14 protein-coding genes are annotated in these 15,659 nt (G+C 40.2%); 11 read left to right on the forward strand and 3 right to left on the reverse strand.

What is annotated here, in order from left to right; all coding sequences use genetic code 11:
* On the reverse strand, positions 1-1,152 hold the full coding sequence (serB, locus tag HWV01_RS03150; protein ID WP_211674023.1) for a phosphoserine phosphatase SerB: 1,152 nt from the start codon (positions 1,150-1,152) through the stop codon (positions 1-3).
* Positions 1,153-1,254: 102 nt separating this feature from the next.
* On the opposite strand from serB, the gene HWV01_RS03155 reads away from it, so the two are divergent.
* From HWV01_RS03155 to HWV01_RS03165, 3 genes are read left to right on the forward strand one after another with little or no spacing between them, the layout of a single operon-like run.
* Positions 1,255-1,959, forward strand: coding sequence for an AhpA/YtjB family protein (locus HWV01_RS03155; protein WP_211674024.1), 705 nt, complete (start codon positions 1,255-1,257; stop codon positions 1,957-1,959).
* A gap of 4 nt (positions 1,960-1,963) precedes the next feature.
* On the forward strand, positions 1,964-3,430 hold the full coding sequence (gene mpl / locus HWV01_RS03160; RefSeq protein ID WP_211674025.1) for a UDP-N-acetylmuramate:L-alanyl-gamma-D-glutamyl-meso-diaminopimelate ligase: 1,467 nt from the start codon (positions 1,964-1,966) through the stop codon (positions 3,428-3,430).
* Positions 3,431-3,486: 56 nt separating this feature from the next.
* Positions 3,487-4,110: a flavin prenyltransferase UbiX gene (locus HWV01_RS03165; protein WP_211674026.1), complete on the forward strand. Its 624-nt coding sequence runs from the start codon at positions 3,487-3,489 to the stop codon at positions 4,108-4,110.
* 57 nt (positions 4,111-4,167) lie between these two features.
* Here HWV01_RS03165 and HWV01_RS03170 read toward each other — a convergent pair whose 3' ends face one another.
* Complete coding sequence (locus HWV01_RS03170) at positions 4,168-4,797, reverse strand: TetR/AcrR family transcriptional regulator (protein WP_211674027.1); 630 nt, start codon at positions 4,795-4,797, stop codon at positions 4,168-4,170.
* 316 nt (positions 4,798-5,113) lie between these two features.
* Here HWV01_RS03170 and hpt point away from each other — a divergent pair, with 316 nt between their 5' ends.
* The 4 genes from hpt (at position 5,114) to HWV01_RS03190 (ending at position 8,394) form a co-directional block, all read left to right on the forward strand.
* On the forward strand, positions 5,114-5,647 hold the full coding sequence (hpt, locus tag HWV01_RS03175) for a hypoxanthine phosphoribosyltransferase (RefSeq protein WP_211674028.1): 534 nt from the start codon (positions 5,114-5,116) through the stop codon (positions 5,645-5,647).
* A gap of 202 nt (positions 5,648-5,849) precedes the next feature.
* The gene (locus HWV01_RS03180) at positions 5,850-6,845 is read left to right on the forward strand and encodes an ABC transporter ATP-binding protein (RefSeq protein ID WP_211674029.1); all 996 of its coding nucleotides are present in this window, start codon (positions 5,850-5,852) and stop codon (positions 6,843-6,845) included.
* Positions 6,842-7,612 (forward strand): ABC transporter permease, encoded by a 771-nt coding sequence (locus HWV01_RS03185; RefSeq protein ID WP_211674030.1) that lies wholly within the window; start codon positions 6,842-6,844, stop codon positions 7,610-7,612. Before HWV01_RS03180 ends, HWV01_RS03185 begins: the two co-directional genes overlap by 4 nt.
* A gap of 80 nt (positions 7,613-7,692) precedes the next feature.
* On the forward strand, positions 7,693-8,394 hold the full coding sequence (locus tag HWV01_RS03190) for a tRNA (guanosine(46)-N(7))-methyltransferase TrmB (RefSeq protein ID WP_211674031.1): 702 nt from the start codon (positions 7,693-7,695) through the stop codon (positions 8,392-8,394).
* Between the two features lie 87 nt (positions 8,395-8,481).
* On the opposite strand, the gene HWV01_RS03195 is transcribed toward HWV01_RS03190, so the two are convergent.
* Entirely contained in the window at positions 8,482-9,666 is a 1,185-nt protein-coding gene (locus HWV01_RS03195; RefSeq protein WP_211674032.1) for an LPS O-antigen chain length determinant protein WzzB, read from the reverse strand.
* A 674-nt stretch (positions 9,667-10,340) separates the two neighbouring features.
* On the opposite strand from HWV01_RS03195, the gene HWV01_RS03200 reads away from it, so the two are divergent.
* From HWV01_RS03200 to HWV01_RS03215, 4 genes are all read left to right on the forward strand, one after another.
* Positions 10,341-11,504: a polysaccharide export protein gene (locus tag HWV01_RS03200; protein WP_211674033.1), complete on the forward strand. Its 1,164-nt coding sequence runs from the start codon at positions 10,341-10,343 to the stop codon at positions 11,502-11,504.
* 39 nt (positions 11,505-11,543) lie between these two features.
* Positions 11,544-11,975: a protein tyrosine phosphatase gene (locus HWV01_RS03205; protein WP_211674034.1), complete on the forward strand. Its 432-nt coding sequence runs from the start codon at positions 11,544-11,546 to the stop codon at positions 11,973-11,975.
* 111 nt (positions 11,976-12,086) lie between these two features.
* Positions 12,087-14,279: a polysaccharide biosynthesis tyrosine autokinase gene (locus HWV01_RS03210; protein ID WP_211674035.1), complete on the forward strand. Its 2,193-nt coding sequence runs from the start codon at positions 12,087-12,089 to the stop codon at positions 14,277-14,279.
* Positions 14,280-14,459: 180 nt separating this feature from the next.
* Positions 14,460-15,650: a UDP-N-acetylglucosamine 4,6-dehydratase gene (locus HWV01_RS03215; RefSeq protein WP_211674036.1), complete on the forward strand. Its 1,191-nt coding sequence runs from the start codon at positions 14,460-14,462 to the stop codon at positions 15,648-15,650.
* Positions 15,651-15,659: the final 9 nt, after the last annotated feature.

Consider the following 15,659-nt stretch of genomic DNA (forward strand, 5'->3'; position numbering starts at 1 on the left):
TTACGACCAGCTCGCGTCCACACAGTTCGCTGCGTGTAGCAGTCCGACTAACCCTTCCAGATCATGATGATTTAATGCCACTTGCGCTTGCTGTTGAACAATAGGTTTAGCATGAATAGCCACACCGAGAGCCGCACTTTTCAACATGATTAAATCATTAGCGCCATCACCAATCGCGACTGTTTGCTGCGGAGCAATCTGATATTCCTGTGCGAGTGATTGCAGGGTATCGGCTTTCACCTGCGCATCAACAATATCGCCAATAACCTGACCCGTTAAGATGCCATCGACGATTTCGAGTTCATTGGCATAAACAGCATCAAACCCCAGATCATCTTGTAGACGCTTAGCAAAGTAAGTAAACCCGCCTGACGCGATTGCTACTTTCCAGTTTGCTTGGTGCAAGGTGGCAATCAATAACTCTAAACCGGGCATTAGCGGCATGGCATCAGCAACTTGGGTTAATACGGCTTCCGGGCAGTTGGTTAGCGTCGCTACGCGCGAACGTAGGCTTTCAGAAAAATCTAATTCACCATTCATGGCGCGTGCAGTTACGGCTGCGACTTGTTCACCGACGCCTGCAAGTTTGGCTATTTCATCGATACATTCAATTTGAATAGTCGTTGAATCCATATCCATTAATACCACCCCTGGTTGCTTTAAACTCGGTAGTGTTTGGCTTAATGCATAATCTACATGGTAATCATTACGCCAGCTTGCTAACGTATCTTTAAATTGCATCTGTAGTTCATCTGATAACGTGGTAAAGCCTAAAACAATAATGTCACCTTGGCTGGCGGCTGTTGTGCGTTGCGCTTGCGTGTCGGTTAATGCGTTATGGTTTAATGCATAGTTGGCTGGTGGATATAGGATAATATCGCCAGAGCCTTGCATTGACAGCTGCAGTTGACTCAATGCTGACAGTAGGTTTAGCAGTGCGTCACTTGTTATACTTGGCGCGATTAAAGTGAGATAATAGTAACGACTGTTATTACTACTATTTCGGCTATTTATTGGTAGTTCTTGCGCCGAAATATTAAATTGACCCTGACAATAAGTGACATGTTTTATTTCAGTGCTTTGCAAGGTTAACAATTGTGGCCATGCTATTGGCGGGGTATTACTAAATAAAGTCTCAGCGAGTTGAGTCATTTTGCTACTAATCCTTGTAATCGATAGGTTACTGCTAGCAAAGATAACGTATTCGACTTAAAATTGCGATTCGTAATTACGGTATTCAGAAAGGAGCTCGTTGTGGTTAAAGGTAAGAATAATGACAATCCTGTAAATACAGAGCTGGTTCCGCATGAGCCACATTTAGCAACAAACCAGACGAGCAAGTATAATCAAGATGGTAAATCTAATGGTCGTAATAAGTTCTTAAAGCGTCAAACTTCATTATTGATTGCGCTAAGTCTTAGTTCTCTCTTCATTTTTATTGCGATCTCGTTATATAACAATGTCACGGCCTCTCGCTATCACCAGGTTGATATGTTGGTGCATTCATTACTGGATTATCCGACCAAAATGGCGGCTAACTTGATTGTTGCCCGTGAGTCGACCGATCTTAATACCCGCGTTAACAGTAAAAAACAGCTGCAACAGCTGGTGGATGAAGTCAGCGAAAATCAGTATGTAACTAGCCTGCATATTTTTGCTGAAGATGGTAAGTTATTAAGTTCTTCTCAAGAAGACTATATGGCCGAATTACTGGCTAAAAAACAATATGAAGCACCCAAGGGGGTGCGTGTTTATCTTAAGCCGATATTGGCAGACAACAAACCTGTGGGTTTTTTACAGTTGCATTTTAGTTATCAACAAATGCTTAAAACCTTCACTATTTTTCAGTTTGACGCCACTAAGTCTATTTTAATCTTGTTTTTATTGTTATTGCTGTTTGGTGTCATGATCGGTGTGACGATCAACCGCGTTCATCATAAGTTTCGTTCAAAAGGGTAATCAAATGTCTAAACATATACATATTCTGGGTATTTGTGGCACGTTCATGGGTGGTATTGCAGTACTGGCTAAACAGCTAGGTTATAAAGTCACGGGCTCAGATGCCAATGTGTACCCGCCAATGAGCACCCAACTAGAAGAGCAAGGTATCGAGCTTATCGAAGGTTACGACCCGAGTCAGCTTAATCCTGCGCCAGACATGGTGATTGTAGGTAATGCTATGTCACGTGGAAATCCTTGTGTCGAATACATGTTAGACCGAAAGCTCGCTTATACTTCAGGGCCACAGTGGCTGTCTGAACATTTATTACAACACCGTTATGTGATTGCAGCTTCGGGGACCCATGGTAAAACCACGACAGCGGCTATGGTTGCATGGATCTTAGAATATGCGGGACTCGAACCGGGTTTCTTAATTGGCGGCGTACCACAGAACTTCACTGAATCAGCACGCTTAGGTGGTGGCTATTTCTTTGTCATTGAAGCGGATGAATACGATACCGCCTTTTTCGATAAACGTTCTAAGTTTGTACATTACCAACCAAATACACTGATCATGAATAACCTTGAATATGACCATGCCGATATTTTTCCTGACTTAGCGGCGATCCAACGTCAATTTCATCACGTAGTCAGAACCGTCCCTAGTAATGGCCTGATCTTAATGCCAGAGAATGTACCAGCATTGGATGACGTGATACAACAAGGCTGCTGGACGCCAGTGCAGTCTTTATGTTTAGAGAATAAAACTCAGGGTTCTGAAAATAAATTATTAGACGCTGAAGGCAGCCATTGGCAAGCGAAGAAATTACGTGAAGATGCCAGCCAATTTGAAGTTTACTGCCAAGGTGAGTTAGCTGGTGTGGTTAAGTGGAACTTGATTGGCGATCATAATTTACAAAATGGCATGATGGCGATCGCAGCTGCGCATTATGCGGGCGTTGAGTTAAACCAAGCCATTGCGGGACTAGGGGCGTTTAAAACCCCGAAACGCCGCATGGAAATTAAAGGTGAAGTGCAGGGTATCCGCGTTTATGATGATTTTGCGCACCACCCGACGGCGATCGCCACGACATTAGCTGGATTACGTGCTGCTGTCGGTAGTGAACGAATCATTGCCGTATTAGAGCCGCGTTCAAACACCATGCGCATGGGCACGCATCAACAAGCATTAGCACAATCATTAATGCAGGCTGATGATGTGTTGTTATATCAACCCGAAGGTTTAGATTGGAATCTACAACCGGTTGCTGATGAGCTATGTACTACTAATGGTTCGGGTGCGATAAATGCGTCAGGTATAGATAATCGTCATAAAGCGGCTATTCATCAGCACATTGATGGTTTGATCGCTGAGATCACAACGCGGGCGAAAGCACAGGCAGGTCCTTGCCATGTACTAATTATGAGTAATGGTGGCTTTGCGGGTATTCATGATAAATTGTTAGCTAAATTAGAAGTTAAATCATAATTAGATAAATGAACACTCGAAAATGATGAAATATATGAAGAAAGGCGATGACTACCATGCAAACTAAAACGGCTGAATTTAGCAAACGCATTACCTTAGGGGTTAGTGGTGCGTCAGGCTCACAATATGCTATACGTTTATTGGAATTATTATTAGCGGCGGATGTACAAGTACATTTACTGATGTCGGATGCGGCTAAAGTAGTCATGGCAACCGAAACTGATGAAAAATGGCCAGCAGACAATAAAGCATTACAGCTGTTTTTAACCGATAAATATCAAGCGAAAGCAGGGCAGTTATTGGTGCCAAGCAATAAAGATTGGTTCTCGCCAGTTGCTTCTGGTTCAGGTGCACCAAAACAAATGGTTATTTGTCCGTGTAGTATGGGGACCGTTGCTGCCGTGGCGCAAGGCATGTCGACTAACTTATTACACCGTGCTGCTGATGTAGTATTAAAAGAACGTGGTCAACTGGTATTGATCCCGCGTGAAACACCACTATCACCGATCCATTTAGAAAATATGCTGAAGTTGTCACGCCTTGGGGTCACCATCATGCCTGCCGCACCGGGTTTTTATCGAAAACCGAAAACGCTTGATGATCTTATTGATTTGATGGTCGCACGTATTCTTGACCACTTGGACGTTGACCAGTCTATTTATGCGGGATGGGGACGTTAAGCGTTAGATATCGATCCCCTCCCTTGACCGTAAGGGGAGGGGGAATCCGTGCTCGCGTTAAGCTTTCGCTAATGCTGACGTTACATACTTTTCTAAAAACTCAATAATCCTTTTTTTATCCATTGCTTGAGGTTGATTCACTAATTGTAAGATCATATAACCTTGGTTGGATAGACTACGGGCAAATTCAGTGGTGGTTAAATAGGTATTTATTTCACCCGATGCGATAGCAGGTTCTATCTTGTTGCTGATAATGGCGATGTTGTTATCGAGTAGCGCGAGATAACGCGGCCAAGTATCTTCTCGAATAGAGGAACTCCATTCTAACCAAATGTAAGTGAACTGTGGATTATTGATGGCGGCGTCAACAAAATCGGCTAAATAGTTATGAATGGCTTGATGCGCGCTTTTACTTGGTTGCCCTGCAAGGTCAATAAAGTTCTTACGTACCATATGGCTAAAGAAGTCTTCAATTTGTATTAATACACTGTCTACCAGTTGTTCTCTGTTGCTGAAATAGTTAAATACAGTGGCGACGGACACCTGTGCTAACTCTGCGATTTCTGCGTGACCAGCACGGCCAAGACCGCGTTTAGAGAATACTTCTAGCGCACACTGCATTAATTGTTCGCGACGAGCTTCGGGAGAGAGACGGGTACGCCGTCTGACTACTGCTGGCATTTCCATATGTTGCATCCAAGTATAATAATCAAATGTTAATTTATTGTTAATGTTATCATTAGGCCTGCACCGAGTTCAACCGTGACGTGCAACTAATCTCGTTTCTGAGTGATAATAACTCGTATTTAATCATCACAATCTCAGTGGTTTTTAATGAAACTATTTCGACTATTGCCATTAGGCTGTTAGACTGTGCGCAATTTTTAGATATCAACGTTGAGAATCGTTATTTTTGAGGTTGTATATTTTAGACATACATTTTTAGAGAGCGGTATTTATCGGTTATTTGCTGGTGGTGCTGGGATCGTTTGGAGAAATTACCATGAAACACACTGTTGAAGTGATGATCACTGAAGCTGACGTGCAAGCAAAAGTAAAAGAGTTAGCGGCACAAATTGAAACGCATTATAAAGATACTGAAACGCTAATCATCGTTTGCTTATTACGTGGTTCAGTTATTTATATGTCAGATCTGTGTCGTCATATTAATTTACCGATTGAGTTAGACTTCATGACAGCATCAAGCTACGGTAATTCAATGGAAAGTAACCGTGATGTGCGTATCTTAAAAGACTTAGATAGCGACATTAAAGGTAAAGATGTACTTATCGTTGAAGACATTATTGATACTGGTTTCACACTGAGCAAAATCAAAACGATGTTAGAACTGCGTGATCCTAAATCAATCACTATTACGACACTATTAGACAAACCGTCTCGTCGTGAAGTAACGGTACCGGTTGATTGGGTTGGTTTCGAGATCCCAGATGAGTTCGTGGTTGGTTATGGTATCGATTACGGTCAAAAATACCGTAACTTACCTTACGTAGGTAAAGTGGTACCGTTAGAAGGTTAAGTTTTACTTAATCTGTTCGAGTCGTTTAAAGCCGTTCAGCCGCAATAGCAGATCTTACTTTAAACGACCCGTTTTTATTATTGCCTTTGGTAGACTTTAGTCTTTCATGGCGAGTTTAAGCTGGAGTCTCTACTCCATCCTCGCATTTCTACACCATTCCAGTATAATTCATCTCCCATTCTTCACTAGGTTTGTTCATCTCATGACGTTAGCACTTGAAATAAAAGGGCTCAAGAAGACGTATTCTGGCGGAGTTCAAGCGGTCAAAAATATAAACCTTACCGTAGCCAAAGGTGATTTCTATGCACTGTTAGGGCCTAACGGTGCGGGTAAGTCGACGACTATCGGCGTGATGAGCTCACTGGTAAATAAAACTGCCGGGCAAGTTAAGATCTTCGGTTTTGATATTGATACGGATCTGGAAGCGGCCAAGAGTAAGATTGGTTTAGTACCACAAGAATTTAATTTTAATCCGTTTGAAAAGATTGAAAATATTATCGTCAATCAAGCGGGTTATTATGGTGTACCGCGTAAAGAAGCGTTAGTGCGTTGTGAAGCATTATTAAAACAACTGGAATTATGGGACAAACGCCATGAAGCGGCGCGTAATTTATCTGGTGGTATGAAACGTCGATTAATGATCGCGCGTGCATTAGTGCATGATCCAGAGCTGCTTATTTTAGATGAACCAACGGCCGGTGTTGATATTGAATTACGTCGTACCATGTGGGAATTCTTGCAGCGTAAGAACGAGCAAGGTATTACGATTATTCTTACCACGCATTATTTAGAAGAAGCAGAAATGCTGTGTCGTAATATCGGCATTATTGACAAAGGTTTGTTAATTGAGGATACCTCAATGAAAGCCCTATTATCACAATTAAATAGTGAGTCCTATTTACTTGATATAAAAAGTCGATTTGATATAAAGAGTCGACTTGATATAAACAGCCAGCTGGATATAAACAGCAAATTAATCAAACCTGAATTAGACGGTTACAGCTGTCGATTATTAGATGATCATACCTTAGAAGTGGATGTGGCTAAAAATCGCGGTTTAAATTCGTTATTCGCGCAATTGGCGGCAATGAACATTCAAGTTCAGGGGATTCGTAATAAAGAAAACCGTCTCGAAGCATTATTCATGGATATAGTAGAGCAGGGGCGTAACAAAGACTTAAGTGGGTTAGCAGAATGAAAAAAAATTATTTAATCGCGTTTAACAGTATTCTGAATAAGGAAATCACCCGCTTTACGCGTATTTGGGTGCAAACCTTAGTACCGCCAGCAATTACCATGTCGTTATACTTTGTTATCTTCGGCAACCTGATTGGCTCTCGTGTCGGCCAGATGGAAGGGTTTAGCTACATGGCGTTTATTGTTCCTGGTTTGATCATGATGTCGGTGATCACCAACTCTTACTCAAATGTAGCGTCGTCGTTTTACAGCGCCAAGTTTCAAGGCAATATTGAAGAGTTATTAGTATCACCGGTACCCACTTATATCATTATCGCCGGTTATGTCGGTGGCGGTGTTACGCGTGGCTTACTCGTGGGCTTTATTGTGACTTGTGTGTCGCTGTTTTTTGTACCACTGCAAATTCATAGTATATTAGTGATAGTGAGCACGTTATTACTTACCGCTATCTTGTTTTCGTTAGCAGGGTTGTTAAATGCTATCTTTGCAAAAAGTTTTGACGATATCTCGATTATCCCTACGTTTGTATTAACGCCATTAACCTATTTAGGTGGTGTGTTTTATTCAACGTCACTGTTACCACCGGTATGGGAAACTATTTCACATGCTAATCCCATCATTTATATGGTCAGCGCATTCCGTGATGGTTTCTTAGGCATCGAAAACATTCCATTATTCTATTCATTTACTGTCATTATCGGTTTTATTGCTGTGCTTTATGCATTGGTATATCGTTTGATCAGTAAAGGTGTTGGTTTAAGAAGTTAACAATAAAAATACTTCCTCCCTAATCCTCGGCTTGGTAAAGGGAAGGGGTTATCACTCGTATTAACAAATCGGTAAAACAAATGAATACTCAGCAGCAAACAACACAAGACGATTCGATGGGTAACTCTCGAGAGATCACAACTAACCAAACGGGCTTAAACGAGCACCTAGATGAAGTTGTATTAAAACACCTTAAGCACAAGTTCCGTAAGCCATACCGTCAGCATACCGTTGAAGCGTTTGAACAGATGCAAGCTATTGTAGCCGCAGACCCACGCCCGATTATTTTTGATTCTTGCTGCGGCGTTGGTGAAAGCACTGCGAAGATTGCGCAGCTGCACCCTGACTGTTTGGTATTTGGTATGGATAAGTCAGCAGACCGCTTGGAGCGTAACGAACAGCATCGTCATGCGCATCAAATCGATGGACAGGTATATCACTTATTTCAGGTGGATTTAAACGATCTGTGGCGTTTAGCCGTGGATGCAGGCTGGCAGTTACATAAACACTATATCTTGTATCCAAATCCATGGCCAAAAGCCAAACATTTACAACGACGCTGGCATGGTGCGGCGGTATTTCCGTCAATCTTAGCGTTAGGTGGTGAATTAGAGCTGCGTAGCAACTGGCAATTGTACTTACAAGAATTTCAATACGCTTTATCACTGGCGAATGTAAAAAGTGAATTACAGACGTATAAAGCATTAGAAGCTACCACGCCATTTGAGCGTAAGTATTGGGCGAGTGGCCAAACGTCTTGGCAGTTAATCGCTAAGTTATAACGTTCGAATTAGCTTTAAACCCGTAAATATAAAAAGCCTAATGTCTCCATTAGGCTTTTTTGATCTCAAATGTAAAACAGGAAGGAATTAAGCTTCTTTAGGTTTATTATGATTGCGAACTGCACTCATAACTAATACATATGCAACACCAAGCATTAAACCAAGCAATGTACCTAATACTAGAATAAGCGCACGTTTTGGCTTATCACGTGTTTTTGGTAACTTAGGCTCATCTGTAAAGCGATAGAAGTTAAAATCATCGAGTTGCATTGTCTTATCGAAATTAAGCCATTTGTCTATTAATAGGGCATTACTGTTTATCACTGCATTGTTTTCATAACTAGCTAGTTGTTGACTTAATACAAATTTCTCTGCTGATAATATTTCGTAACCTTTGGCATATTTAGGTGCTGATTCGAGCGAAATATTTTGAGTCACAAAGTTTTTAATATTCGCTCTTTTTGCGATTTGAATATTTATCGCAATGTCGTTTATTTTTTGTTCGAGTATGATTTTTTTGCTACTGGTTGTGTTTTCGTTATAACTAACCAGTTGTTGTAGGGCTAGAGATAATTCCGAGGATATGAGATTACGAAGGCGTACCATCATCATCTCATTAATAAAGTTGAGATAAGCCTGATTAAGCGCTAATGCATCTGCGGGTTTGATTGCACTGATACTAATATTAGTACCAATCTTGTCATTAAAATTGACTTTTTTAAGATTCTCGGCAGTAAAGGATATATTCTTCTCTACCCATTCATACGCGTAGTTGTTTTGTGCGACCAGATCAAGCTGTTCTTCGGCGACTACGGTTTTAAATAATGACTGACTTTTAAAAAATTTAATTTGGTTAGTCGTCATCCGCGCTTCACTAACAAACAACTCATGTAATTCTTTAATAGTGGGTAGCTCGTTGTTGTCGTTGTCGTTGCCGTTGTTGTTGGTGGTAATATTAATCACTTGTTCAGTAGTGTTTAATTCAGCACCGTTGTTTAATCCTGCATTATTTTTTAATGTCTTAATACCTTCGTTAATCAGTACCCGATTGAGATTATATTGCTTTATTTGTTGTGAAGTCGGGGTATCAATTGTGGCGCTTACTGACCAAGTCTCAGTAGCATTTAAAGCATAAACAAGAGAGACGGTCATAAATACGAGTGTCACTGAGATAATCTTTAGCTTTTCTTGCCATAGAGTGGAAAATAGCTCAAAAAGATCTATTTCATCGTTATTATCATAACTGCTAAGTTGTTGAGGTTGGTTGATCATTTAGCTCTCGAGGTTTCGTCAAATGAGTTATCATCACTTAAATGGCAAGATAACGTGTAAATATGATAAATTTAGCAGGTATTCTACTGTAATTTAGAAGGGAATGAAAGAGTTCTTCAAATGGTTTGAAGACGTAAAATCGATTTTAACGTAATTTTTAGGTGTTAAATAAGCCAAGAATAAGGTAGTCGATTTACAACAGCCCACTTACACTTACTTACATTATTTATTTTTGTATTTGATATAGTTGTGCAACATCTCACCTTAGTCGTAGTTTAGATTGTAAGCATATACGGTTGAGGAATGGTTTTAAACATAATGCTTAGTCATGATTGTCAGCTTAAGTATTGCCATATCGTTACGTTTTAGTTATCAATGCCAAGTAACTTTTATTATAGTCAATGAGGTATATAGTTATCTATTAAGGTATAATTAATTTACAACCTCAAAGTCTTGCTCAACGTAAGGGAATATGCGAATATTGCTCTCCTTATTAAGGGGCATGCAATTAAAGATAACGAATCGATGTTTATCTATTTAGTATAAATGCTTAATAACACTTTATAATTTGGTTAATTATCGGTCTTGGGGTACTGCAACCCTAGGGCGGTAGCGTGTTTTTTTCCCATCATCGCGGTATAATCCCGCTTTATTTAAAATAAATATTGGATCATATGAAGCATTATAAAAAATTACTGCTAGTTATTGCTTTCCCTGTGATTCTAGCCGGTTGTACTGTACCTGGGACTTACTTAAATGTAGGCTATAAGCAGGCATCTGCAAGTGCCAATGATGATAGTTCAGAAACCGTTGATATTTTAGAGCGTGTTAATCTATATCCATTAACAGCAGACAAAATGGCAAGGTATAAAGCACCCCGTTTGAGTGCGCAAATTAATCCTGAATTAGATGCCAAATTAGCCGCCTATGAATACCGTATTGGTGCGGGCGATATTTTAAATGTAACAATTTGGGACCATCCAGAATTAACCATTCCTGCGGGCTCTTATCGTAGCGCGAGTGAATCGGGTAACTGGGTGCATGCCGACGGTACAATTTTCTATCCTTATATTGGTTTTGTGGCTGTTGCAGGTAAAACGGTCGTTGAAATCCGCGCCATGCTAACGGAAAAATTAGCCAAGTTCATTGAAACGCCGCAAGTCGACGTTAACGTAGCCGCGTTCCGTTCTAAAAAAGCCTACATTACGGGTGAAGTGAACAAACCCGGTCAACAATTTATTAGCAATGTGCCACTAACATTATTAGATGCAGTAAACCATGCTGGCGGCTTAGCAGCTGATGCTGATTGGCGTAATGTTACTCTGACGCGTCAAGGTGTTGAGCAAAAGTTATCTTTGCATGCCTTAATGCAACGTGGTGATTTAACCCAGAATCGTTTGTTAATTCCTGGCGATATTGTTCACGTCCCACGTAATGATGGTCAAAAAGTGTTTGTCATGGGTGAAGTGAACGAACCTAAATTATTAACGATTGATCGTGCGGGCATGAGTTTAACTGAAGCATTAAGCAATGTTGGTGGCATTAATCAACTGGCTGCCGATGCTACTGGTATCTTTGTGGTGCGCGCGAACCGCAGTGCTGAATCAGAAACTAAGACAGATACTAGCAGTAATACCATTGCAGATATTTATCAATTAGACATAACGAATGCAGCCGCGCTGGTTATTGGCACTGAATTTGAATTAAAACCTTATGATATTGTCTATGTGACGGCAGCACCAATTACCCGCTGGAACCGTGTTATCGGTCAGATATTGCCTACAATATCAGGCTTTAATAACCTGGCTGAAGGCATTAACCGTACTCGTACTTGGTAATTAACCCTGAATTGAAGAATTAATCGAAAGGTTGTTGTTATGTTTAATAATATTTTAGTGGTGTGCGTGGGTAATATTTGCCGCTCACCATCGGGCGAGTATTTGCTTAAGTCGTTATTGCCGAATAAAAACATTGCTTCGGCAGGCGTTGGTGCGCTTGTCGGTAAACCTGCAGATAAACTGGCTTGTCAGGTAGCAGAAGAAAACGGCATCAGTTTAGTCGGTCATCAAGGTCGTCAACTCACCTCGGCATTGTGTCGTGAATTTGATTTGATTTTAGTAATGGAGCAAGGCCATATTAATGCGGTGACTAACATTGCCCCTGAAGCGCGTGGTAAAACCATGTTATTCAGCCAATGGTTACAAAAGCAAGATATCCCGGATCCGTACCGCCAAAGTAAAGAAGCGTTTGAGCATGCTTACAACCTAATTGAAGCTTCTGCAAAAGCATGGGCCCAAAAGCTAGGTTAAAAAAAGCTAGGTTAATAACCGTTAAGTAGCCATTAATATCGAACGACTATGGCTACTTATTACGTAAGCTACTTAGCGCTTAAATTTAAACATTGGAATTTGATTACTATTATGAGCAGCAATACACTCAATCAAACAAACAAGTCGCAGCAATCATTACCAAGTAGTGGTGCGGATGAAATCGATTTAGGTAAGTTATTCGGTATATTACTGGACGCGCGATGGACTATTGTCGCGGTTACCTTTATTTTTGCGATATTTGGTGTTGGCTATGCGTTATTAGCAACGCCGGTTTATAAAGCCGATGCATTAATCCAAGTTGAGCAAAAAACTGGCGGTATGTCTGCCCTTGTCGGTGACATGGGGGATATGTTTTCGAGTGAATCTTCTGCAACGACTGAAGTTGAGATCATTAAATCAAGAATGATCTTAAGCCAAACTGTTGATAAAATTAATTTAACCACAATTGCCGAACCTAAATACCTACCGTATATAGGCAAAGGCTTAGCACGCATGAGCGAGCAACAAAAAAGCATTACGATCAGTCGTTTTGAAATCCCAAGTTATGCCGCACCTCTATTTAGCTTGACCATTGATGATGCTAGCAAAGGCGAATATTCGGTTTATGACGATGACGGGCGCAAGGTGTTATCTGGTGTGGTTGGTGAATTGGCCCAGAGCAATGATTATCGTTTGTTTGTGCAAGCCTTAGTGGGTAATAATACTGATGAGTTTACAGTAGTTAAGCAATCTAAATTTGATGCCATTCAATGGTTACAAGCTGGTTTATCGGTAAGTGAACGCGGTAAACAAACCGGTATTTTACAATTATCTTTCAGTGGCGAAGATAAAGCTTTAATCGAAGATATTCTGAATGATGTAAGCCAAAACTATTTCTTACAAAATGTACAACGTAACTCGGCAGAAGCAGAAAAAAGCTTAGCCTTTTTACAAGGTCACCTACCAAACATTAAAACTGAGTTAACTGCGGCTGAAGATACCCTAAACCGTTTTCGACAAGACAACGAATCAATCGATTTAGGGTTAGAAGCCGAGTCAACGTTAAAGGTAATGGTCGCGTTAGAATCGCAGTTAAATGAATTAACTTTTAAAGAGAGTGAAATAAGCCAACGATTCACCAAAGATCACCCTGCTTATAAATCGTTATTAGATAAACGTAAAGTTTTGTTAGCTAAGAAAAAACATCTTGATGAACTAGTTCAACAATTACCAAAAACCCAGCGTGACGTATTACGCATGAAGCGTGATGTTGAAGTAAACCAGCAGATTTATATTCAGTTGTTAAACAAGGTGCAAGAACTGAATATCTTAAAAGCGGGTACGGTCGGTAATGTACGTATTCTTGATACAGCGCAAGCGTATAGCAAAGCAGTGAAACCGAAAAAATCACTGATTGTGGTATTCGCAACCTTATTCGGTGGCATGTTATCGGTTGCTATTGTGCTTGTTCGTGCTGCGCTGCATAAAGGCGTTGAAAACCCAGATGAAGTTGAAGCGTTAGGTTTACCGGTTTATGCCAGCATCCCGATGTCGGATTGGCAGGCAGAAATGGACGTTAAGCTTAAACACAATAAACGTAAGAAGAATTTTGAGTTACACGAGACGTTACTAGCAGAATCGAACCCTGCTGATTTATCCATTGAAGCATTACGTGGTCTACGTACCAGCATGCATTTTGCCATGATAGAAGCCAAAAATAACGTAGTGATGATCTCGGGCCCTGCGCCTGGCATTGGTAAGTCATTCGTATCAGCTAACTTTGCTGCTGTAATTGCGAAAACTGGCCAGAAAGTATTACTCGTTGATGGCGATATGCGTAAAGGCTATTTACAACGTCACTTCAATCTTGACTGGGATCGCGGCTTATCAGAAATGCTGTCGGGTAAATTAGACACTAAAGATGTCATTAAACCATCGAGTATTGAAAATCTCGATATTATTACCCGTGGTCAAATACCACCAAACCCTTCTGAATTGTTAATGCACCCACGCTTTAGCGATTTTATCACATGGGCATCAAGTGAATATGACTTAGTGCTGATTGATACCCCCCCGGTACTGGCTGTAACAGATCCAAGTATTGTTGGTGCGTTAGTGGGTACGACATTAATGGTTGGTCGTTTTGGCCAGAATACAGTAAAAGAAATTGAAGTTGCACGTCATCGCTTTGAAATGGCTGGCATTGAAGTGAAAGGCTTCATTCTGAATGCGGTTGAGAAGAAGGCGAGTACGTCTTATGGGTATGGTTATTATAACTATAGCTATGAGAGTGATAAGTCTTAAGTTTTTCATTATAAACAGGACCTATTGGAGTTTGTTGCGTAAAATATAACAAATCAAACAATTACAAATAGTTCATCATAGCTATCTGTCTCATTATGAATATAAACTGGCTCAGTGATACTTCTATTACGAGGCTGCAAATTGAATAAATTCAATATAGTTAAATTAGGAATTGATCGAATGAGTAATATTTTATCTTTAATTGGTCGAAATAACGAACTATTTACTAATGATATAAATGATCATGGCGAAGAATTAAAGCGTATTGTATCTCAATCTCGTTTTTTAGTTTTAGGTGGTGCAGGATCAATTGGTCAAGCAGTAACAAAAGAGATCTTTAAGCGTCAGCCAAAGAAATTGCACGTTGTCGATATCAGTGAAAATAACATGGTTGAATTGGTGCGTGATATCCGCAGTTCATTTGGTTATATTGACGGTGACTTTCAAACATTTGCATTAGATATCGGTTCATTAGAATACGACGCATTTATTAAAGCGGATGGTCAATATGATTACGTCTTAAACTTATCGGCACTAAAACATGTGCGTAGTGAAAAAGACCCGTATACCTTGATGCGTATGATTGATGTTAATGTATTTAATACTGAAAAAACCATGCAACAAGCTGCTTCTGAAGGTGTAAAAAAGTATTTCTGTGTCTCTACCGACAAAGCAGCGAATCCGGTGAATATGATGGGCGCGTCAAAGCGTATTATGGAAATGTTCCTCATGCGTCGCAGTGCTGACATTACTATTTCAACAGCCCGTTTTGCTAACGTTGCATTTTCTGATGGTTCGTTATTACATGGATTCAATCAACGCATTCAAAAGCGTCAACCTATCGTGGCACCTCAAGATATTAAACGCTATTTCGTGACACCGAAAGAGTCGGGCGAGTTATGTTTAATGTCATGTATTTTTGGTGAAAATCGCGATATCTTTTTCCCTAAATTAAGTGAATCATTGCACTTGATCTCGTTTGCCGATATCGCTGTTAAATACTTACAACAGTTAGGTTATGAACCGCATTTATGTAAAGACGAAGATGAAGCCCGTACATTAGTTGATACATTACCTGAGCAAGGTAAATGGCCATGCCTGTTTATGGACAGTGATACAACTGGTGAAAAAGATTTTGAAGAGTTCTTTACGGATAACGAAACGTTAGATATGCAACGTTTTAATAATCTGGGTGTCATTAAAAATGAAGCTCTATTTGATGCTGAGTTAGTGACATTATTTGAAAATTCCATCACAGAAATGAAAACCGATTGTGCTTGGACTAAAGAGCAATTAGTGGAATTATTCTTTACCATGGTCCCTGATTTTGGTCATAAAGAAACTGGCAAATATTTAGATAGCAAAATGTAATTAAGGAGT

Source organism: Moritella sp. 5 (genome assembly GCF_018219455.1).
Lineage (GTDB): Bacteria > Pseudomonadota > Gammaproteobacteria > Enterobacterales > Moritellaceae > Moritella.

Bases quoted from the DNA above. Each gene is read 5' to 3' on its own strand.
- HWV01_RS03195 (WP_211674032.1), bottom strand. From the start codon at position 9,666: ATGATCAACCAACCTCAACAACTTAGCAGTTATGATAATAACGATGAA.
- HWV01_RS03170 (WP_211674027.1), bottom strand. From the start codon at position 4,797: ATGGAAATGCCAGCAGTAGTCAGACGGCGTACCCGTCTCTCTCCCGAA.
- serB (WP_211674023.1), bottom strand. From the start codon at position 1,152: ATGACTCAACTCGCTGAGACTTTATTTAGTAATACCCCGCCAATAGCA.
- HWV01_RS03165 (WP_211674026.1), top strand. From the start codon at position 3,487: ATGCAAACTAAAACGGCTGAATTTAGCAAACGCATTACCTTAGGGGTT.
- hpt (WP_211674028.1), top strand. From the start codon at position 5,114: ATGAAACACACTGTTGAAGTGATGATCACTGAAGCTGACGTGCAAGCA.
- mpl (WP_211674025.1), top strand. From the start codon at position 1,964: ATGTCTAAACATATACATATTCTGGGTATTTGTGGCACGTTCATGGGT.
- HWV01_RS03180 (WP_211674029.1), top strand. From the start codon at position 5,850: ATGACGTTAGCACTTGAAATAAAAGGGCTCAAGAAGACGTATTCTGGC.
- HWV01_RS03205 (WP_211674034.1), top strand. From the start codon at position 11,544: ATGTTTAATAATATTTTAGTGGTGTGCGTGGGTAATATTTGCCGCTCA.
- HWV01_RS03200 (WP_211674033.1), top strand. From the start codon at position 10,341: ATGAAGCATTATAAAAAATTACTGCTAGTTATTGCTTTCCCTGTGATT.
- HWV01_RS03185 (WP_211674030.1), top strand. From the start codon at position 6,842: ATGAAAAAAAATTATTTAATCGCGTTTAACAGTATTCTGAATAAGGAA.
- HWV01_RS03210 (WP_211674035.1), top strand. From the start codon at position 12,087: ATGAGCAGCAATACACTCAATCAAACAAACAAGTCGCAGCAATCATTA.
- HWV01_RS03190 (WP_211674031.1), top strand. From the start codon at position 7,693: ATGAATACTCAGCAGCAAACAACACAAGACGATTCGATGGGTAACTCT.
- HWV01_RS03215 (WP_211674036.1), top strand. From the start codon at position 14,460: ATGAGTAATATTTTATCTTTAATTGGTCGAAATAACGAACTATTTACT.